The 20,235-nt window shown below is 69.5% G+C and carries 20 protein-coding genes; 19 read left to right on the top strand and 1 reads right to left on the bottom strand.

Annotated features, from left to right (window positions below; genetic code table 11):
• The first annotated feature begins 81 nt into the window (after positions 1-81).
• The 9 genes from NB3_RS26565 (at position 82) to trmD (ending at position 7,427) form a co-directional block, all read left to right on the top strand.
• Positions 82-396, top strand: coding sequence for a hypothetical protein (locus NB3_RS26565; RefSeq protein ID WP_067808803.1), 315 nt, complete (start codon positions 82-84; stop codon positions 394-396).
• Between the two features lie 106 nt (positions 397-502).
• Positions 503-2,065 (top strand): signal recognition particle protein, encoded by a 1,563-nt coding sequence (gene ffh, locus NB3_RS26560; RefSeq protein WP_067808801.1) that lies wholly within the window; start codon positions 503-505, stop codon positions 2,063-2,065.
• A 171-nt stretch (positions 2,066-2,236) separates the two neighbouring features.
• Positions 2,237-3,331 (top strand): amidohydrolase family protein, encoded by a 1,095-nt coding sequence (locus NB3_RS26555; protein ID WP_067808852.1) that lies wholly within the window; start codon positions 2,237-2,239, stop codon positions 3,329-3,331.
• A gap of 54 nt (positions 3,332-3,385) precedes the next feature.
• A complete protein-coding gene (locus NB3_RS26550; protein WP_067808799.1) occupies positions 3,386-4,369 on the top strand; it encodes an LLM class F420-dependent oxidoreductase in 984 nt (327 codons plus the stop codon).
• A 49-nt stretch (positions 4,370-4,418) separates the two neighbouring features.
• Positions 4,419-5,156: a class I SAM-dependent methyltransferase gene (locus tag NB3_RS26545; RefSeq protein WP_067808797.1), complete on the top strand. Its 738-nt coding sequence runs from the start codon at positions 4,419-4,421 to the stop codon at positions 5,154-5,156.
• A gap of 211 nt (positions 5,157-5,367) precedes the next feature.
• Positions 5,368-5,796: a 30S ribosomal protein S16 gene (gene rpsP / locus NB3_RS26540; RefSeq protein WP_067808795.1), complete on the top strand. Its 429-nt coding sequence runs from the start codon at positions 5,368-5,370 to the stop codon at positions 5,794-5,796.
• 94 nt (positions 5,797-5,890) lie between these two features.
• The gene (locus NB3_RS26535; RefSeq protein ID WP_011210690.1) at positions 5,891-6,133 is read left to right on the top strand and encodes an RNA-binding protein; all 243 of its coding nucleotides are present in this window, start codon (positions 5,891-5,893) and stop codon (positions 6,131-6,133) included.
• Positions 6,134-6,658 carry a ribosome maturation factor RimM gene (rimM, locus tag NB3_RS26530; protein ID WP_067808793.1) on the top strand — a complete coding sequence of 175 codons (525 nt, stop codon included), beginning with the start codon at positions 6,134-6,136 and terminating at the stop codon, positions 6,656-6,658.
• Between the two features lie 64 nt (positions 6,659-6,722).
• Positions 6,723-7,427, top strand: coding sequence for a tRNA (guanosine(37)-N1)-methyltransferase TrmD (gene trmD / locus NB3_RS26525; protein ID WP_067808791.1), 705 nt, complete (start codon positions 6,723-6,725; stop codon positions 7,425-7,427).
• Positions 7,428-7,568: 141 nt separating this feature from the next.
• On the opposite strand, the gene NB3_RS26520 is transcribed toward trmD, so the two are convergent.
• A complete protein-coding gene (locus NB3_RS26520; protein WP_157112016.1) occupies positions 7,569-8,420 on the bottom strand; it encodes a helix-turn-helix transcriptional regulator in 852 nt (283 codons plus the stop codon).
• A gap of 99 nt (positions 8,421-8,519) precedes the next feature.
• Here NB3_RS26520 and NB3_RS26515 point away from each other — a divergent pair, with 99 nt between their 5' ends.
• From NB3_RS26515 to NB3_RS26470, 10 genes are all read left to right on the top strand, one after another.
• Positions 8,520-10,154, top strand: a complete 1,635-nt coding sequence (locus tag NB3_RS26515; RefSeq protein WP_067808787.1) for an AMP-binding protein — start codon at positions 8,520-8,522, stop codon at positions 10,152-10,154.
• Positions 10,151-11,788, top strand: a complete 1,638-nt coding sequence (locus NB3_RS26510) for an AMP-binding protein (RefSeq protein ID WP_067808785.1) — start codon at positions 10,151-10,153, stop codon at positions 11,786-11,788. Before NB3_RS26515 ends, NB3_RS26510 begins: the two co-directional genes overlap by 4 nt.
• A 61-nt stretch (positions 11,789-11,849) precedes the next feature.
• Entirely contained in the window at positions 11,850-14,264 is a 2,415-nt protein-coding gene (locus NB3_RS26505; RefSeq protein ID WP_371855942.1) for a Tex family protein, read from the top strand.
• A gap of 27 nt (positions 14,265-14,291) precedes the next feature.
• Positions 14,292-15,212, top strand: a complete 921-nt coding sequence (locus tag NB3_RS26500) for a hypothetical protein (protein ID WP_067808783.1) — start codon at positions 14,292-14,294, stop codon at positions 15,210-15,212.
• 619 nt (positions 15,213-15,831) lie between these two features.
• Complete coding sequence (gene rplS, locus NB3_RS26495) at positions 15,832-16,173, top strand: 50S ribosomal protein L19 (RefSeq protein ID WP_040780792.1); 342 nt, start codon at positions 15,832-15,834, stop codon at positions 16,171-16,173.
• A 77-nt stretch (positions 16,174-16,250) separates the two neighbouring features.
• Entirely contained in the window at positions 16,251-17,033 is a 783-nt protein-coding gene (gene lepB, locus NB3_RS26490) for a signal peptidase I (RefSeq protein WP_157112015.1), read from the top strand.
• A 48-nt stretch (positions 17,034-17,081) separates the two neighbouring features.
• The gene (locus NB3_RS26485) at positions 17,082-17,867 is read left to right on the top strand and encodes a ribonuclease HII (RefSeq protein WP_157112020.1); all 786 of its coding nucleotides are present in this window, start codon (positions 17,082-17,084) and stop codon (positions 17,865-17,867) included.
• A 46-nt stretch (positions 17,868-17,913) separates the two neighbouring features.
• Positions 17,914-18,219 carry a DUF2469 domain-containing protein gene (locus NB3_RS26480; RefSeq protein ID WP_011210678.1) on the top strand — a complete coding sequence of 102 codons (306 nt, stop codon included), beginning with the start codon at positions 17,914-17,916 and terminating at the stop codon, positions 18,217-18,219.
• 101 nt (positions 18,220-18,320) lie between these two features.
• Entirely contained in the window at positions 18,321-18,677 is a 357-nt protein-coding gene (locus tag NB3_RS26475) for a YraN family protein (protein ID WP_067808778.1), read from the top strand.
• A complete protein-coding gene (locus tag NB3_RS26470; protein ID WP_067808776.1) occupies positions 18,678-20,186 on the top strand; it encodes a YifB family Mg chelatase-like AAA ATPase in 1,509 nt (502 codons plus the stop codon).
• Positions 20,187-20,235: the final 49 nt, after the last annotated feature.

The following is a 20,235-nucleotide window of genomic DNA, read 5'->3' as shown; positions in this document are numbered from 1 at the left end:
GCTGCATCCCAACTCTCGGCTCGCGACCGCACCATACGATCTAGAGCGTCCGGCTGTCGCGAGCACGAGGGGAGCAGGTCGATGGCAATTGAGGTCGTTTCGGCGTCCACGATGACGAGTGACGAGACCACGCACATGGCGCGCTGCGTCGGCGGCGACCGGTGGGTGGTCTCCTGGCTTCCTGGTCGCACTTTGACCGGGCGGCAGGCGGTGACCGCGATGACGATCGCCTCCACGGTCGCCTGCTCGCCCATCCCGAGCACGGCCGAGTGGGCACTGCTCGACGGACTGGCCCTCGAGCTGGGCCTGACCGCCAACGAGGCGGTCTTCATGGTGGCCGAGGAGAACCACGACTACCGCAAAACGGCCAGGCCGCGCCGTCGCGTGCTCGACTAGCGAGCCCCGCCGCGCCGGGAAAGGACGCACCGCCTGCGCGAACACGCGGGCGATCCCATTACCCTGGGAGAGAATGTGACGTCCCCCGAGATCAGGAGCGCGATCGGTGTTCGAATCCCTGTCCGACCGGCTTACCGGTGCCCTCAAGGATCTGCGCGGTAAGGGGCGTCTGTCACCGGCCGACATCGACGCCACCTGTCGCGAGATCCGCCTGGCCCTGCTGGAGGCCGACGTCGCGCTGCCCGTGGTGCGCGGATTCATCGGGCGGATCAAGGAGCGCGCCAAGGGCGCGGAGGTCTCCGCCGCACTGAACCCGGCCCAGCAGGTCGTGAAGATCGTCAACGAGGAGCTCATCGGCATCCTCGGCGGCGAGACCAGGCGGCTGAACCTGGCCAAGAACCCGCCGACGGTGGTCATGCTGGCCGGTCTGCAGGGTTCCGGTAAGACCACCCTCGCGGGCAAGCTGGCGAAACTGCTGAAGGGGCAGGGTCATCAGCCGCTGCTGGTGGCGTGCGACCTGCAGCGTCCCGGCGCGGTCACCCAGCTGCAAGTCGTCGGCGAGCGCGCGGGCGTGCCCGTCTACGCGCCGCACCCCGGCACGTCGGTCGGTGGCGGGGAGAACCCGCTGGGCATCTCCGCCGCCGATCCGGTGGACGTGGCCCGCGGCGGTGTCGAGGAGGCGCGGCAGAAGCAGTACGACGTCGTCATCGTCGACACCGCGGGCCGTCTCGGCATCGACGAGGAACTCATGCGCCAGGCCGCCGGCATCCGCGACGCCGTGCAACCGGACGAGACCCTGTTCGTGCTCGACGCCATGATCGGCCAGGACGCGGTGAACACCGCCGAGGCGTTCCGTGACGGCGTCGGCTTCACCGGCGTGGTGCTCACCAAGCTCGACGGCGACGCCCGCGGCGGTGCGGCGCTGAGTGTCCGCGAGGTCACCGGCGTGCCGATCCTGTTCGCCTCGACCGGTGAGAAGCTCGAGGACTTCGACGTCTTCCACCCCGATCGCATGGCCAGCCGCATCCTCGGCATGGGTGACGTGCTCACGCTGATCGAGCAGGCCGAGCAGGTCTACGACGCCAAGCAGGCGGAGGAGGCCGCCCGCAAGATCGGCAGCGGCGAGCTCACGCTGGAGGACTTCCTCGACCAGATGCTGGCCATCCGCAAGATGGGCCCGATCGGCAACCTGCTGGGCATGCTGCCGGGCGCGGGCCAGATGAAGGACGTGCTCGCGCAGGTCGACGACAAGCAACTCGACCGCGTGCAGGCGATCATCCGCGGCATGACCCCGGCCGAGCGGGCGAATCCCAAGATCATCAACGCTTCCCGCCGCCTGCGCATCGCCAACGGCTCCGGCGTCCAGGTCTCCGAGGTCAACCAGCTCGTCGACCGCTTCTTCGAGGCCAAGAAGATGATGACGATGATGGGCCGCCAGATGGGGCTGCCCGGCGCTCGCCGCGGCAACGCCAAGAAGGGCAAGAAAGGCAAGAAGGGCGGTCGTGGCCCGACGCCGCCGAAGGTGCGCGGCGGTTTCCCGGGGATGGGCGGCATGCCCGGCCTTCCGGCGGGGATGCCCGACCTGTCCAACATGCCTGCCGGTCTCGACGAGCTGCCGCCCGGCTTGGAGGGTTTCGACCTCAGCAAGCTGAAGTTCCCGAAGAAGTAGGCCACCCCGTGCCGGCCGTGGGCGGCGCTGCGCTCTGCTGCGCGGCTCGGTCATGCGGCGAGCCCGGGGAGCGGCCTGCCGGACGGGCTTCGCGGCCGTTTCCCGCTCGGAGGACCGATCCGGGAATCGGACAGTAGGTTGGAGGCCGCCGACGAGTTCCTGGAGGTTGCCGTGCATCTACGCGGTGTGGTTCTGCCCGACGGCGAGGTGCGCGACCTCTGGGTGCGCGACGGCCTGGTGTCGTTCGAGCCGGTGCCCGGAGCCGAAACACTCTGCCGCGCAGGGTGGATCGTGCCGGGGTTGGTCGACGCCCACTGCCACGTCGGCATCCGGTACGGCGGGGGCCATGAGGACCGAGCGGGCGCCGTCGCGCAGGCCGAGACCGAACGCGACGCAGGGGCCCTGCTGCTGCGCGACGCGGGCTCGCCCATCGACACCCGGTTCATCGACGACCACGAGGAACTGCCCCGGATCATCCGCGCCGGCCGCCACATCGCCCGCCCGAAGCGCTACATCCGCGAACTGGGCATCGAGCTCGACGACGAACGCGACCTCCCGGAGATCGTCGCCGAGCAGGCCCGCCTCGGTGACGGCTGGGTGAAGATCGTCGGCGACTGGATCGACCGCTCCGTGGGGGACCTGCGCCCGCTGTGGAGCGACGCGATCCTGAAGGAGGCCATCGACGCCGCGCACGCCAACGGCGCGCAGGTCACCGCGCATGTCTTCGGCGAGGACGCGCTACCCGGCCTCATCGACGCGGGCATCGACTGCCTGGAGCACGGCACCGGTCTCACCGACGAGACCATCGAGATGATGGTCGAGCACGGCACCGCGCTGGTCCCCACCCTGATCAATATCGACACCTTCCCCGGCATCGCCGACAGCGCGGGCAAATTCCCCGTGTACGCCGCGCACATGCGCGATCTGCACCGGCGGGTGCGCGGCACGGTCGCCGCCGCGCACGAGGCGGGCGTGCCGATCTTCGCGGGCACGGACGCGGGCGGCTCCATCCGGCACGGCCGCATCGCCGACGAGATCGCCGCGCTCGCCGCCGCCGGCCTGTCCCGCCACGACGCGCTCGGCGCGGCCTCCTGGCAGGCTCGCACCTGGCTGGGGCGGCCCGGCATCGAGGACGGCGCTCCCGCGGATTTCGTCGTCTACGAGGAGGACCCGCGTACCCACCCCGAGACGCTCGGCACGCCGTACGCCGTCGTCCTGCGCGGGCGCGTGTACGGCGGGCACGGTCCGGTCACCGGCCATCGATAATTCGGCGCCGCGGCTCACGCTCGGGTGTCCGGAAGCGGCGTAAGGTCGGGTTTCGTGACAATTCGCCTCGGATATCAGATGCCCAACTTCAGCTACGGCAAGTCGGTGCGTGAGCTGTTCCCCACGGTGATCGCGCAGGCCAGAGAGGCCGAAGCCGCCGGTTTCGACACGGCCTTCGTCATGGACCACTTCTATCAGCTGCCCGGCATCGGCACGCCCGACGAGCCGATGCTCGAGGCCTACACCGCGCTCGGCGGCCTGGCCACGGCGACGCAGCGAATCCAGTTGTCGGCGTTGGTCACCGGCAACACCTACCGCAACCCGGCGATGCTCGCCAAGACGGTCACCACGCTGGACGTGGTCAGCGGCGGCCGCGCGGTGCTCGGCATCGGCGCGGGCTGGTTCGAGCTCGAGCACCGCTCCCTCGGTTACGAATTCGGAACCTTCACCGACCGCTTCGAGCGGCTCGACGAGGCGCTGCACATCATCCGGCCGATGCTGCGCGGCGAGCGGCCCACCTTCGAGGGCAAGTGGTACCGGGTGGAGGACGCGATGAACGAGCCACGGGTGCGCGACGATCTGCCGATCCTGCTCGGCGGCAGCGGTGAGAAGAAGACCTTCGGCCTGGCCGCCCGCTTCGCCGACCATCTCAACATCATCTGCAACGCCTCCGAGCTGCCGCGCAAGATCGAGGCGCTGCGGGCGCGCTGTGCCGAGGTCGGCCGGGATCCGGAGACCCTGGAGACCAGCTACCTGTGCTTCGTCATGATGGACGAAGACGGTGACCTCGTGCGCAAGCAGCAGCGGGATTACCTGAGCCGCATGGGTATCGACCTGTCGGACCTGTCGGACGCCGAGCGCGCGCAGAGTCCGGCCGACCGCCAGTTCGTCGGCACGCCCGACGAGGTTGCCGAGCAGCTGCGGACCCGCGTTCTCGACCACGGCGTCGACGGACTGATCATCAACATGGTGTTCAACGGGCACGAACCGGGCGCGGTCGAGCTCGCCGGGCGCACCTTCGCGCCGCTGGTGCGCTGACGAGCGAGAACCGGGCTCGAATGCGGTTGGCGCTGGATATGATCGGGCGATGATAGCCCCTCCGTGGCGCGCGTCATACGGTGTCGACGCGCCGTCGGTGCTGTTGTTGCTGGGAGTTCTCGCGGTCGGGTATCTCGCCGCAGGTCTGGTGGTGGCGCTGTTCCAGCAACTGCGTCCGAGCCTGCTGCTTCTGCTGATCGGCGTCGTGCTGGCCACGCAGTTCGGGTTGTTCCTGCACGCGACCCGCCGGGGCAAGTTCCGGGTCTGGGCTCGCCTGCTCGACGACCTCGAACTGCGTGGCGACGAACACCTACTCGACATGGGCTGCGGCCGCGGGGCCGTGCTGCTGGCCGCCGCGCGCCGCTTGCCAGCCGGGCGAGCGGTGGGCCTGGATCTGTGGTGCTCGGCCGACCACTGCGGGAACACCCCGGCCACCGCGGAACGGAACGCGCTCGCGGAGAACGTGGCCGATCGGATCGAGCTGCGCACCGGCGACATGACCCGCATGCCGTTCCCCGACGGCGTGTTCGACGTCGTCGTCTCCAGCTTGGCGATTCACGACATCAAGACCGCCGAGGGCCGGGCCTCGGCGGTCAGGGAGGCGTGCCGCGTGCTGCGTCCCGGCGGAAAGCTGGTCATCGTCGATATCGGCAACACCAGGCACTACCGTGCTGTCCTCGCGGCGAACGGCGCGACCGACCTGACCCACCGGCCGGTCGGCTGGCGGATGTGGTGGGGCGGCCCCTGGGTGCCCACCCGCGCGCTCGTCGCGACGGCACCGGGATAGTCCGCGCCTTTCGCCGTCGGCGAGCCGGACGCGATTTCTGGCGTGATCACCTCGTCTGGCACAATGGACCACCGTCCTTCCGGACAAGTGTCAGCCCGTCTCCGGTTCCGCACCGCGCGGCGGTCACACACTCGAAAGCGCAAAACCGGGCTCGCAGACCATGCGGGTCGCCGAATTGCGTCGTGACCAACCAACGAAAGGCAGATCAGCAGTGGCTGTTCGCATCAAGCTCACCCGCCTGGGCAAGATCCGCAACCCGCAGTACCGCGTCGTCGTCGCGGACGCCCGCACCCGCAGGGACGGCCGGGCCATCGAGTCCATCGGCAAGTACCACCCGAAGGAAGAGCCCTCGCTGATCGAGATCGACTCCGAGCGCGTGCAGTACTGGCTCGGTGTCGGCGCGCAGCCGACCGAGCCGGTCCTCCAGCTGCTGAAGATCACCGGCGACTGGCAGAAGTTCAAGGGCATCGAGGGCGCCGAGGGCACCCTGAAGGTCAAGCCGGCCAAGCCGTCGAAGCTGGACCTGTTCAACGCCGCGCTGGCCGCCGCCGACAACGAGCCGGTCGCCGAGGCGGTCACCCCCAAGAAGAAGGGCAAGAAGGACGCCGAAGAGGGCGCCGAGGCCGAGGCCGCCGAGTAATGATCGGGCGATACCCGTCCATCCGATACCCGTGGGGAGCCGTTCGCAGACCGGCCTCGACGACGGGTGAGTCGCGTCGCGAGGTGATGAAGCAGTGAGCGCCGTCGTCGCCGATGCCGTCGAGCACTTGGTGCGCGGCATCGTCGCCAATCCCGATGACGTCCGCGTCGAGCTGATCACCGGCCGCCGCGGACGCACCGTCGAGGTGCACGTCCACCCCGACGACCTGGGCAAAGTGATCGGACGCGGCGGACGTACCGCGACCGCGCTGCGCACCCTCGTCGCCGGGATCGGCGGCCGTGGCATCCGGGTCGACGTGGTCGACACCGACCAGTAGATGGAACTCGTCGTCGGACGGGTCGCCAAGTCGCACGGCGTGCGCGGCGAACTCGTCGTCGAGGTGCGCACCGACGAACCGGAGGCGCGTTTCGCGCCGGGCGCCAGGTTGCGCGGCAGACTGCCGCGCGCGACGGAGGTTCGCGAGTTCACCGTGGAGTCGGCCCGGGAGCACTCGGGCCGACTTCTGGTGTTTCTGGCCGGTGTGACCGATCGCACCGGAGCCGACGCGCTGCGCGGCATGCTGTTCGTGGTCGACAGTGCCGACCTCCCGCCTTCCGAGGACCCGGACGAGTTCTACGACCACGAGCTCGAGGGGTTGGAGGTCCGGCTCCTCGACGGCACCGTGGTCGGCTCCGTCCGCGAAGTGCTGCATTCCGCGGCCGGTGAGTTGCTGGAGGTGCGGGCCGCGGACGACGGACGGGAGATCCTGATCCCGTTCGTCACCGCCATCGTGCCCACGGTGTCGCTCGCCGATGGCGTGATCGTGATCGATCCGCCCGAGGGTTTGCTCGACCCGGAATGAGACGGTGCCCGATCGCGCCCGCCCCGGCCCGCGACGTGCGGCCCGGCGGCGCTAGGAGACAGGCATGAAACTCGACGTCGTCACGATCTTCCCGGAGTATCTGGAGCCGCTGCGCACTGCGCTGCTCGGTAAGGCGATCGACAAGGGGCTGATCTCGCTCACGGTGCACGACCTGCGCCGGTGGACCCACGACGTGCACAAGTCGGTCGACGATTCCCCCTACGGGGGCGGGCCCGGCATGGTGATGAAGCCGACCGTGTGGGGCGACGCGCTCGACGAGGTGTGCCCCGATGACGCGCTGCTCGTGGTGCCCACGCCTGCGGGCGTGCCGTTCACGCAGGCCACGGCGCACCGCTGGGCCGCGGAGCGGCATCTCGTCTTCGCCTGCGGCCGCTACGAGGGCATCGACCAGCGCGTCTTCGACGACGCCGCCCGCCGCGTCCGGGTGGAGGAGGTCAGCATCGGCGACTACGTGCTGATCGGCGGCGAGGCGGCCGTGCTGGTGATGGTCGAGGCCGTGGTCCGGCTGCTGCCCGGCGTGCTGGGCAATCAGCAGTCCCATCAAGAGGACTCGTTCTCCGACGGGTTGCTCGAAGGGCCGAGCTACACCCGCCCGGTCTCCTGGCGCGGGCTCGACGTCCCGCCGATCCTGCTGTCCGGCGACCACGCCAAGGTGGCCGCTTGGCGGCGCGAGCAATCCCTCGCGCGTACCCGCGAACGCCGCCCTGACCTGCTCGCGCAGCACGACACGACCGACTCCGAGCGGTAGACCGGAAGCGTTCGGCTCAGTGCCGGGTGCCCGCGTCCCGGCCTGGGGTCGTTCAGCGTGTGGGTGATGTCCTGCCGAGGCACCCGACCCGGTCGATGATCTCGCCCACCTCCGCGGGTGTGCGCGGGACTGTGCCCTGTCTCACGGCAGCAAGCCGTGGCGGCGCGCCGCCACCACCGCCTCGTGCCGGGAGTGGGCGTCCAGTTTCACCATCGCGTTGCGCAGGTAGCTCTTCACGGTTTCCGGGCCGAGTGAGAGACGTTGCGCCGCCTCCTGATTGGTGCAGCCCAGGGCGATCTGGGACAGCACGTCCAGCTCGCGGCGGGACAGTTTCGGGCTGTCCGGCCGCGGCTCGCCGGTCATGACCCGGGTGAGTCGTTCGCAGACCGCGTGCAGGCGTCCGCGTAACCGGTCGTCCTCGGTCGAACGGGCCATGCCGCGCAGTTCGGCGTGGATGTCGCGGAGTTCCTCCGTGATCGCCGGGGCCGCCGCCGCCGACGGGGCGGTGACCTCGAGCATCCGCAGCCTGCGGTCGACCTCGTCGCGCACGGCGATCTCGGTGGCCAGCCTGCGCCCGGCCTGGACGACGAGATCCGCGGTGCGGTCGCCCAGCGGGCTCGCGCCGCGCGTCGCGGCGTAGAGCACCGCGCGGGAGCGCTGGTCCACCACCACGGGTACGGCGAGCACCGAGCGGATGCCCTCGCCGGAGACCGGCCCGTCGTAGTCGTGGGTGATCGAGGAGGCGCGGCGATAGTCGGAGACCGCGGCGGGCCGTCCCGACTCCATCACCCGGCCGCCCAACCCCGAAGCCCGCACGACGGCCAGACCGCGCAGGCCGTTGGTCAGCGTGCCGAAGAACTCCGTCAGCAGCAGCGCGTCCTCGTGCACTTCGCCGCCGAACGCCACCGGCACGCCCGCGGTGCTCGCCACCCAGCGGATCTCGGCACGCAGCGCGTCGCTGTCACGCGGACGCAGCAAGGCGGTGTGGGTCACGGGACTCACCCCTTTTCGGGGGTAGTGGGCGGCGGGATGTGACCCACATCCTATTGCACACCCGGGTTGCGCTGGATCACAGAACGAGGAGAACCGAAGATGGGCACCGATCCGAATCAGCGGGTGCGCGAACTGCTGGACTGTTACGACCGCGCCGACGCGTCGGCGGCGGACCTGCTGTGCGATCGGCACCCGGCCGACCGGGTCGCCTTCACGATCGTCGAGGCCGACCTGTCCTCGACCGACCTCACCTACGGCGAACTGCGCGAACGCTCCGCCCGCTGCGCCGCCGCCCTCGCCGCACTCGGCGTCGGACCCGGTGACCGGGTGGCCACGCTGATGGCGAAATCGGCGGACCTGGTGGTCGCCCTGCTCGGCATCTGGCGCCGCGGTGCGGTGCACGTTCCGCTGTTCACCGCCTTCGCTCCGCCCGCGATCGCGCTGCGGTTGCACGCCAGCCGCACGTCGGTCGTCATCGCCGATGCCGACCAGGCGCCGAAGCTGGCGCCCGGCCCCGATTTCCCCGGCGACCCGGCCTGGCGGCTGATCGTCGCCGGAGCAGAGGCGCCCGAGGGCGCGCTGCGGATGGACGAGTTGCTCGACGCTCACACGGCCACCTCCGCGGAGGCTCACCCGGTCGCGGTGGGCGGCGACGGACTACTCGTCCAGCTGTTCACCAGCGGCACCACGGGCACGCCCAAGGGCGTCCCGATCCCGCTGCGCGCGCTGGCCTCCTTCCACGCGTACCAGGAATTCGCGCTGGACGTGCGGCCCGACGACGTCTTCTGGAACGCCGCCGATCCGGGCTGGGCCTACGGGCTGTACTACGCCATCCTCGCCCCCCTGGCCACCGGTATCCGCAGCATCCTGCTGCACGCGGGTTTCTCGGCCGCGCTGACCTGGCAGGTGCTGGAGACGTTCGGCGTCACCAACTTCGCCGCCGCCCCGACGGTGTATCGGGCGTTGCGCGCCGACAGCGCAACGCCGCCCGTGCATTCCCGGCTCCGCCGCGCCTCGTCGGCGGGTGAACCGCTCACCCCCGAAGTGGTCGCCTGGTCCGTCGAATACCTGGGTGTCGCGGTGCGCGACCACTACGGCCAGACCGAGCACGGCATGGTCATCTGCAACGCCTGGCACGAAGACCTGGACACCGAGACCCCCGCCGGATCGATGGGGCGCTCGCTGCCGGGCTGGACCTGCGCCGTGCTCGCCGACGACGCCGACACCGTCGCTGCCCCCGGCGAATTGGGCCGGGTGGCGATCGACACCGAACGCAGTCCGCTGCTGTGGTTCCTCGGTTACCTCGACGCTCCGGAACGCACCGCGCAGCGTTACACCGCCGACGGCCGCTGGTATCTGACCGGCGACGCGGGCTCGCAGGACGCGGACGGCTTCTTCCGTTTCTCCTCCCGCGACGACGACGTGATCATCATGGCCGGCTACCGCATCGGCCCGTTCGAGGTGGAAAGCGTGCTGGTGCTGCACGAGCAGGTGGCGGAGGCGGCCGTGGTCGGCATGCCGGACGAACTGCGCGGCGAAGTGCTCGAGGCGTTCGTCGTGCTGCGCGACGGCGCGTCGGGTGGTCCCGAGCTGGAAGCCGAGCTACAGAGCCTGGTGAAGCGGAAGTTCGCCGCGCACGCCTACCCGCGCAAGGTGCACTTCGTGGCGAGCCTGCCGAAGACGCCCAGCGGCAAGGTGCAGCGGTTCGTGCTGCGGCAGGGCGGTGCCCGATGACCTCGGCCGCGCTGCCACTGCCCAGTTACGCCTCCGGCGTGTCGGACGTCCCGCTGCTCGGCGACACCATCGGCGGCAATCTCGATCGCACGGTGGCGGCGTTCCCGGATCGGGAAGCGCTGGTGGACCGTCCGACCGGACGGCGCTGGACCTACCGCGCACTCGGCGCCGCGGTCGACGCGCTGGCCTGCGGCCTCGCCGGACACGGCATCGGCAAGGGGGACCGGGTCGGCATCTGGGCGCCGAACTGCGCGGAGTGGTTCCTGGTGCAGTACGCCACGGCGAAGATCGGCGCGATCCTGGTCAACATCAATCCGGCCTACCGCACCAGCGAACTGGAGTACGTGCTGCGTCAGGCGGGCGTGCGGATGCTCATCGCGGCCGAGCGGTTCAAGTCGTCGGACTACGTGGCGATGATCGAGCAGGTCCGCCCGAGCTGCCCCGCGCTGGCGCAGGTGGTCGTGCTCGGCACACCGGAGTGGGAGGCACTGTGCGGCACCGCGATCGACGCCGATCGGCTTGCCGAACTGGGTGCGCTGCTGTCGGCCGACGACCCGATCAACATCCAATACACCTCGGGCACAACCGGATTCCCGAAGGGTGCCACGCTCAGTCACCACAACATCTTGAACAACGGCTATTTCGTCGGCGAACTGTGCGGATACACCGAGCGGGACCGGATCTGCGTGCCCGTGCCGTTCTATCACTGCTTCGGCATGGTGATGGGCAACCTGGCGAGTACGAGCCACGGTGCGGCCATCGTGATCCCGGCCGCGTCGTTCGATCCGGAAGCGGCCTTGGCCGCGGTCGAAGCCGAGCGCTGCACCTCCCTGTACGGCGTGCCGACGATGTTCATCGACATGCTCGCCGCGCTGGACTCGACGGCCGCGGACCTGTCCACACTGCGCACCGGGATCATGGCGGGATCTCCGTGCCCGGTGGAGGTGATGAAGCGGGTGATCGACCGGATGGGTATGCGCGAGGTCTGCATCTGCTACGGCATGACCGAAACGTCTCCGGTCAGCACCCAGACCCGGCGCGACGACGGCATCGATCGGCGCACCGCGACGGTCGGCCGGGTCGGACCGCACCTGGAGGTGAAGATCATTGATCCGGCAACGGGACTCACGGTGCCGCGCGGCGAACCCGGCGAACTGTGCACCCGTGGCTATTCGGTGATGCTCGGGTACTGGGACGAGCCGGACAAGACCGCCGAGGCCATCGACGCCGCCCGCTGGATGCACACCGGCGACATCGGTGTGATGGACGACGAGGGCTATGTGGCCGTCACCGGCCGGATCAAGGACATGGTCATCCGCGGCGGCGAGAACGTCTACCCGAGGGAGATCGAGGAATTCCTCTATACCCATCCTGACATCCTGGACGCGCAGGTGATCGGCGTACCCGATGCGAAGTACGGCGAGGAGTTGATGGCCTGGATCCGGATGCGCGAGGGCGCAACGCCGTTGGACGCCGCGGCCGTGCGCGCCTTCGCCACCGGCAAGCTGGCGCACTTCAAGATTCCCCGTTACGTGCACGTGGTGGAGGAATTCCCGATGACGGTGACCGGCAAGATCCGCAAGGCCGAGATGCGGGAACTGTCGCGGCGGTTGCTCGGCCTGGACGACAGCTGAGATGCGCGAGGTTCACCTGGGTGTGGACCGTCTGTCGGGCGGCGACGGTAGTGTCTCCGACGTGACGACAGCGCCCGAGACTGCCAGTGCAGAGTCCACACCCGCCGTGCCACGCTCCGACACCGCGGGCCCAGCCAGCGTGAACCGTCGCATCGCCGAGGAACTCGCGGTGCGCGAGACCCAGGTGCGCGCCGCCGTCGAGCTGCTCGACGCGGGCTCGACGGTGCCGTTCATCGCCCGGTACCGCAAGGAGATCACCGGCGGTCTGGACGACGCGCAGCTGCGTTTGCTCGAGGAGCGTCTGCACTATCTGCGCGAACTCGACGAGCGCAGGGCCGCGATCATCGAATCGATCCGCGGCCAGGGCAAACTCGACGACGCGCTGCACCGGCAGATCCTGCTGGCCGAGACCAAGGCCCGGCTGGAGGACATCTACCTGCCGTACAAGCCGAAGCGGCGCACCAAGGCGCAGATCGCGCGCGAAGCCGGGCACGAGCCGGTCGCCGACGCCCTGATCGGGGATCCGAACACCGATCCGGCGCAGTACACCGCCGAGCAGCTCGACGGCGCGCGCGCCATCCTGGTCGAACGTTTCGCCGAGGACGCCGACCTGGTCGGCGAGTTGCGCGAACTGATGTGGAGCCGCGGGCAGATCACCTCGACCGTGCGCGCGGGCAAGGAGGAGGCGGGCGCGAAGTTCGCCGACTACTTCGACTTCAGCGAGCCGTTCGACAAACTGCCCTCCCACCGCGTGCTCGCGCTGCTGCGCGGCGAGAAGGAGGAGGTGCTCACCCTGCACCTCGAGCCGGACACCGAGGAGCCGCAGCCGGGCGAGCGCACCGTCTACGAGGGTCGCATCGCCACTCGCTTCGGCATCGCCGACCGTGGCCGCCCCGCCGACTCCTGGCTGCTGGACACGGTGCGCTGGGCCTGGCGGACCAAGCTGCAGGTCAGCCTCGGCATCGACACCAGGATGCGGCTGCGGCAGGCGGCGGAGAAGGACGCGGTCGACGTGTTCGCCGCGAATCTGCGCGATCTGCTGCTCGCCGCCCCCGCGGGCACCCGCACGACCATGGGCCTCGACCCCGGCTACCGCACCGGTGTGAAGGTGGCCGTGGTCGACGCCACCGGCAAGGTGGTCGCCACCGAGGTGATCTACCCGCACAAGCCGCAGGGCCAGACCGAGAAGTCGCTGGCGGTGCTCGCCGCGCTGGTCGCCCGGTTCGGCGTCGAACTCATCGCCATCGGCAACGGCACCGCCTCCCGCGAGACCGACGCCCTTGCCGCCGAGCTGATCTCGCGCATCCCGGAGAACAAGCCCACCAAGATCGTGGTCTCCGAGGCGGGAGCTTCGGTGTACTCCGCGTCCGCCTACGCCTCGCAGGAGCTGCCCGACCTGGACGTGTCGCTGCGCGGCGCGGTGTCGATCGCGCGGCGGTTGCAGGACCCGCTGGCCGAGCTGGTGAAGATCGACCCGAAATCCATCGGCGTCGGCCAGTACCAGCACGACGTGTCCGAATCGCTGCTGGCCCGGTCGCTGGGCGCGGTGGTGGAGGACGCGGTGAACGCGGTCGGCGTGGACGTGAACACCGCCTCGGTGCCGCTGCTGTCACGGGTATCCGGCATCGCGGGGTCGGTGGCGGAGAGCATCGTGGCGCACCGGGATCAGAACGGCCCGTTCCGCAGCAGGACCGCGCTGCTCGACGTCCCGCGCCTGGGCCCGAAGGCATTCGAACAATGCGCGGGCTTCCTGCGCATCCGCGGCGGCGACGATCCGCTGGACACTTCCGCGGTGCATCCGGAGGCGTATCCGGTGGTGCGGCGCATTCTCGAATCGACGGGGCGCGGCATCGCGGAGATCATCGGCAACACCACGGCGCTGCGCTCGCTGCGGGCGAGCGATTTCACCGACGAGCGCTTCGGTGTCCCCACCGTCACCGACATCATCGCCGAGCTGGAGAAGCCGGGTCGTGACCCGCGTCCGGAATTCAAGACCGCCGAGTTCGCCGCGGGCGTGGAGAAGGTCGCCGACCTGAAGCCGGGCATGGTGCTCGAGGGCGTGGTGACGAACGTGGCCGCGTTCGGCGCTTTCGTCGACGTCGGCGTGCACCAGGACGGCTTGGTGCACGTCTCGGCCATGTCGCACAATTTCGTCAAGGACCCGCGCGAAGTGGTCAAGTCCGGCGACGTGGTGAAGGTGAAGGTGCTCGAGGTGGACGTGGCGCGCCAGCGCATTGGCCTGACCCTGCGCCTGGACGACGAGCCGGGCGCACCCGCCAAGGGCGGCGACAACCGGCAGCGTGGGCAGGGCGGCCGATCCGGAGGCGATCAGCGGCAGCGCCAGTCCGGCCAGAACCGGCAGCAGGGCCAGAACCGCAATCAGGGGCAGGCCCGCGGCGGCAATCAGCGCCGGAACGCGCCCGCGCCGAGCGGCGCGATGGCCGACGCGTTGCGCAGGGCCGGTTTCGGCCGGTAGTCCGATGCGCGGGAGGGAGTAGCGGCCATGCGACGGTGGCTCCATGAGGACGTGATCGCCCAAGGGCGGCTGCCGTTGCTGTGCTTCCTTCTCGGATTCATCGTCGGGTTCCTGGTCATCCGGGTCAGCGTCCGGCTCATCCGTGCCCGGGTGCGCTGGTGGCCTGGCAACGTGCGGGCCGGTGACACGCACGTGCACCACATGGTGTTCGGGGTGATCCTGGTGCTCTCCTCCGGCGTCGGCATGGTCGCCCAGTACGAGAGCGCCGACACCGCAACGGCCAGCATCCTCGCCGCGCTCTTCGGTGTGGGCGCCGCGCTGGTGCTCGACGAATTCGCGCTGATCTTCTATCTGCGCGACGTGTACTGGGAGGAGCAGGGGCGCACGTCGGTGGACGCGGTGTTCGTCGCGCTCGCCGTGACGGGATTGCTGCTGCTGGGCTTCCATCCGCTGTGGATGCTGGACATCAACGACTTCCGGCGCGATCCGAGCATCGAGGTCCGCGCGTTCGTCGTCGTGTTCGCCATCGTCAATCTGGCGCTCGCCGCGATCGTGATCGCCAAGGGGAAGATCTGGACCGGCCTGTTCGGCATGTTCTTCCTGCCGCTGCTGGTCGTCGGCGCGTTGCGGCTCAGCAGGCCGGGCGCCCCATGGGCGCGCTGGCGCTACAGCGACCGCAGGCGCCTGAGGTACCGGGCCATCGTCCGGGAACGGCGCTACCGTCGCCCGGTGATCCGCGCCAAGATCTTCGTGCAGGATCTGGTCGCCGGGAAACCGGATGTGGAGCACGTCCGCAAGGCGGCGGAGGCGGAACTCACCCGCACGGTCGTGCCCGCTCCGCCCGCGCCGCACCGCGACCATTCGTTCTGGCATCCCGACCACGGCCCGCTGCATACGCCCGGCCCGCCGCCCGCTCAGGACGCGATATCCGGCGAACAGCACCGCTGAGGATGCGTGGTCCTGTGGCGGGGGCGGTTCGGCGTGGGGCTGCCGCGCGTCATCAGGGGGAGACGTAGTTCCGAGGAGCGTCTTTACCCAGATATGCGTATACGTATACTGCATTCATGTTGGATCCGCTCAGTCTTGCGGTCGGCGCAGGTCTCGCCGGTGTCGGATGGGTATGTGGTCGATTCGGCTCTCGACGCGGCCGTCTCGGGGGGAAGCCGCTCTCCGCACGCTGCGGTTGTAGTCACGACCTGGCGGTGCACGACCGCGCGTCGGGCAAATGCCATGCCGAGATCTCCCGCAAAGGAACCCACGGCCTGCGCGAGTGGGTCGGTTGCCCCTGCCGCCGCTATACCGGCCCGACACCGCTCGAGGAAGTGTTCGCCTCGCCCATACTCCCGCCGGAGTCGTGAACCCGGCCGCGCCTGGCGTAGCGTGAAGGAGGCCGCCGACTCGCCGCTACCAGGGTCGATTTCTTCCGCGACCCGGCGGTCTGGCACAATGCTCAGGTTGCCCTGGGTGGTTGTCGACCCGGCGCACCCCATTTGATCGGAGCATGAACCGGCCGAGCACGTCCAGTGCCGCCAGGGTCCTCTGTTCGCGCGAAACCAGAAGGATGGAAATGAACACCCTTGACTTCGTCGATGAGAAGTCGCTGCGCAGCGACGTCCCCGAGTTCCGGCCGGGCGACACGCTGAACGTGCACGTGAAGGTCATCGAAGGCTCGAAGGAGCGCATCCAGGTCTTCAAGGGCGTCGTGATCCGTCGCCAGGGTGGTGGCATCCGCGAGACCTTCACCGTCCGCAAGGTGTCGTTCGGCGTCGGCGTGGAGCGCACCTTCCCGGTGCACAGCCCGAACATCGACCACATCGATGTCGTGACCCGCGGTGACGTCCGTCGTGCCAAGCTGTACTACCTGCGCGAGCTGCGTGGCAAGGCCGCCAAGATCAAGGAAAAGCGCTGAGTTAGCTTTTCGGCACAACAGATCTTCCTCAGCCCGGCATCGGACTTCGGTTTCGCTGCCGGGCTAATCTGTTCGGCGTGGCAGACGAAAGTGGGTCGGTGTCGGTGTCCGAATCGGGCGACGAGAGTACGCGAGCGGGTCGCGCCAAGCGGCGAGCGAAGAAGAAGCAGCGGCCGTTCTGGCAGGAACTGCCGATCCTCATCGTGATCGCCGCGGTGATCGCCGCGCTGATGGTCACCTTCGTCGGTCGGCCGTACGTGATTCCGTCGGAGTCGATGGAAACCACGCTGCACGGATGCGCCGGATGCACCGGTGACCGCATCTACGTGCAGAAGCTGAGCTACTACTGGGGTGATCCGCAGCCGGGCGACGTGGTCGTGTTCGTCGGCCCGCCGTCGTGGAACACCCACTATCAGTCCATCCGCTCGGACAATCCCGCGGTCCGCGGCGTGCAGAACTTCTTCTCCTTCTTCGGCCTGGTGCCGCCGGACGAGAACGATCTCGTGAAGCGGGTGATCGCGGTGGGCGGCCAGACCGTGCAGTGCTGCGACGCGCAGGGCCGGGTCATCGTGGACGGCAAGCCACTGGACGAGCCGTACGCCCGGTATCTGTTCCCCTACGTGCCGGGGCAGCCCTACAACGCGAACGGTGGACGCGAGTTCAAGCCCGTGAAGGTGCCCGAAGGGCACCTGTGGGTGATGGGCGACAACCGCAACCAGTCCGCCGACTCCCGCGCCCACATCACCGACGAACTGCAGGGCACCATCCCCGTGGAGAACGTTCGCGGCAAGGCGGTGTTCAAGATCTGGCCGCCGGGGCGGATCGGTCCGGTGCGTTCGGAGAATCCCCAGCAGAACTGATCACGCGGGACGCAGGATAATTGGACGGTGGGGCAAGGTCGAGTGCCGGTGGGTAACGGTTGGCCGCCGCGTGTGGTGATGCGCAAGGCCGGAGGATTGCGCACGCTGGAGGCGGCGTTGATCCGCAGCGGTCTCGGGCCGGTCGCCGGTGTCGACGAGGCCGGGCGCGGTCCGTGCGCGGGGCCGCTCGTGGTGGCGGCGTGCCTGCTCGCGCCGAAGGCGTACGACAAGCTGGCCGGGCTCGACGACTCCAAGAAGCTCACCGAGGCCGTCCGCGAGGAGCTGTACCCGGTGATCGTGCGCTTGGCGCTCGCCTACCGGGTCGTCGTGATCCCGGCCTGGGAGATCGACTCGATCGGCATCCACGTCGCCAATATCGAAGGGATGCGCCGCGCCGTGGCCGGGCTCGGCCACACCCCCGGCTACGTGCTGACCGACGGATTCCGGGTGCCGGGCATACCGGTGCCCTCGCTGCCGGTGATCGGCGGCGACGGTGCGGCGGCCTGTATCGCGGCGGCCAGCATCCTGGCCAAGGTCACCAGGGACCGCATCATGGTCGAGCTGGATCAGCGGTTCCCCGGCTACGGCTTCGCCGCCCACAAGGGCTACAACACGCCCGAGCACACCGCCGCACTGCAACGCCTCGGCCCCAGCAGCGAGCATCGCCGCTCCTGGCGCAATGTGCGGGAAGCCACGGGGTTGCGGCCGGTCGCCGCGGCGGCCGATGCCGCGGACGCCGTGCTGGCCGAAGGCTTGGACGAGACGCTGTCCGAGCAGTTTCCGAACGGGCGTACGGCTGGCCGAGTAGCTACCGACGCAGCGCATGCGCGATGATGTCACCACACGACGCGATGCGGCGAGAAGGAGGACGTCCCACCCGATGAGTGCCGAGGACCTCGAGAAGTACGAAACCGAGATGGAGCTCTCGCTGTATCGCGAGTACAAGGACATCGTCGGTCAGTTTTCGTACGTGGTGGAGACCGAGCGCCGCTTCTACCTGGCCAATTCCGTGGAGCTGCGACCGCAGAACGCGGACGGCGAGGTGTACTTCGAGGTGCGGATGAGCGACGCGTGGGTGTGGGACATGTACCGCCCGGCCCGCTTCGTCAAGCACGTCCGGGTCATCACCTTCAAAGACGTGAACATCGAGGAGCTGGAGAAGCCGGACCTGCGTTTGCCCGAGTGAGCCCGGCTTGAGTTCCGCACAGCGGCTCGGTTATCAACAGGTTTTCCGTTTGCCCAGGTCGGCGGCGCTGACCTGCTCGGCTCCTGGCGCACGCTGGCCGGGTGACAGACAAACAGGCGCTCGGCGCGCACGGGGAGGAACTGGCGGCGGACTTCCTGCGCGCCGCGGGGATGGAAATCGTCGCCAGGAATTGGCGGTGCCGGTACGGCGAACTCGATCTGATCGTCGAAGACGGGGATGTGACCGCGTTCGTCGAGGTCAAGACCCGGTCCGGATTGGGCTACGGCACCCCTGCGGAGTCGGTCACCTTCGCCAAGCGGCAGCGGATCAGGCGGCTGGCCCTGCTCTGGCTGGCCGAGCAGGACGGGCCGTGGCGGCGCATCCGTTTCGACGTGGTGTCGGTGCTGGTGGCGCGGGGTCGCACACCGGTCATCGACCATCTCGAGGCGGTGTTCTGAATGGCCCTCGGGCGAGCGCATTCGGTCGCGGTCACCGGCGTGGACGGTCTGCTCGTCGAGATCGAGGCCGATATCGGCCAGGGCCTGCCATCGGTCCATCTGGTCGGGCTCCCCGACACCGCGTTGCAGGAGTCCCGCGACCGGGTCCGCTCCGCGGTGGCGAACTCGGGGGAGAAGTGGCCCGACGGCCGGGTGGTTCTCGCGCTGTCGCCCGCGACGCTGCCGAAGCTGGGCAGCGTGTACGACCTGGCGCTCGCCGTCGCGGTACTGGACGCGTCCGGCTCGGTGCCATCAGAACGGCTCGCGAAGACGGTGCTGCTCGGCGAACTCGCGCTGGACGGACGGGTGCGGCGGGTGCGCGGCATCCTGCCCGCGGTGCTCGCCGCGCGCAAGGCAGGCTGGTCCACCGTTGTGGTGCCCGCGGTGACTCTGGCCGAGGCCGGTCTGGTCGAAGGCATCGATGTCCTCGGTGCGCGCAGCCTGCGCGCAGTGGTGGCCTGGTTGCGCGGGGAAGGCGCACTCGACGAGCCGGACGGCGACCTGCCGGACATGGTGCGGCAGGTCGGCGATCTGAGCGAGGTGGTCGGGCAGGAAGAAGCCCGCTGGGCCTTGGAGGTGGCCGCGGCCGGCGGGCATCATCTGCTGCTCACGGGGCCGCCCGGCATCGGTAAGACCATGCTGGCCCAACGTCTTCCCGGGCTGCTGCCCCCGCTCACGGAGGCAGAGGCGCTGGAGGTCACCGCCATCCATTCCATGGCGGGCACGCTCGCCGGTGAGCACCCGTTGATCACCGCGCCGCCGTTCGTCGCCCCGCACCACTCCACCTCGGTGACCGCGATGATCGGCGGCGGTTCGGGGACCGCGAGGCCGGGCGCGGTCAGCCGGGCCCACCGCGGCGTCCTGTTCCTCGACGAATGCGCCGAACTCGGCACGAAGGTGCTGGAGGCGATGCGGACGCCGCTGGAGGAAGGGGAGGTGCGCATCGCCCGGCGCGACGGTGTCGCGCGGTATCCGGCCCGCTTCCAGCTGGTCCTGGCGGCCAACCCGTGCCCGTGCGCTCCGGCACGCGATGTCGACTGCATCTGCGCGCCACTGGCCCGCCGCCGCTATCTCGGCAAATTGTCCGGGCCGCTGATGGACCGGATCGATATCTGGGTGCGGATGCACGGGCAGTCCGGCGCGGCGTTCAGCACCGACGCGGCCGAGAGCAGCGAGGTGGTCCGCGGCCGCGTCGCCGTGGCACGTCGCGCCGCCGCCGCACGCTGGCGCGAATACGGATGGCTCACCAATGCCGAAGTCCCCGGCCACATCTTGCGTCAGCGCTTCCGCTTGCCGCGCGAATCGCTCGCTCCCGTCGAGGCCGCATTGCGTCTCGGTCGCATGTCCGCGCGCGGCGCCGATCGAGCCATCCGAGTCGCCTGGACCATCTGCGATCTGCGCGGCGGGGAGCTGCCCTCGGCGCAGGACGTGCTGTCCGCGTTGAACTTTCGTCAGCGGGGTGCGCAATGAGCGGGCCGGTGCCACCGGCACAGGCTGGAGCCGACCTGCCTATGGGCGT

Source organism: Nocardia beijingensis NBRC 16342 (genome assembly GCF_001612785.1).
Lineage (GTDB): Bacteria > Actinomycetota > Actinomycetes > Mycobacteriales > Mycobacteriaceae > Nocardia > Nocardia beijingensis.
The sequence above is the reverse complement of the archived record's forward strand: the minus strand, read 5'-3'. Positions and strand labels throughout refer to the sequence as shown.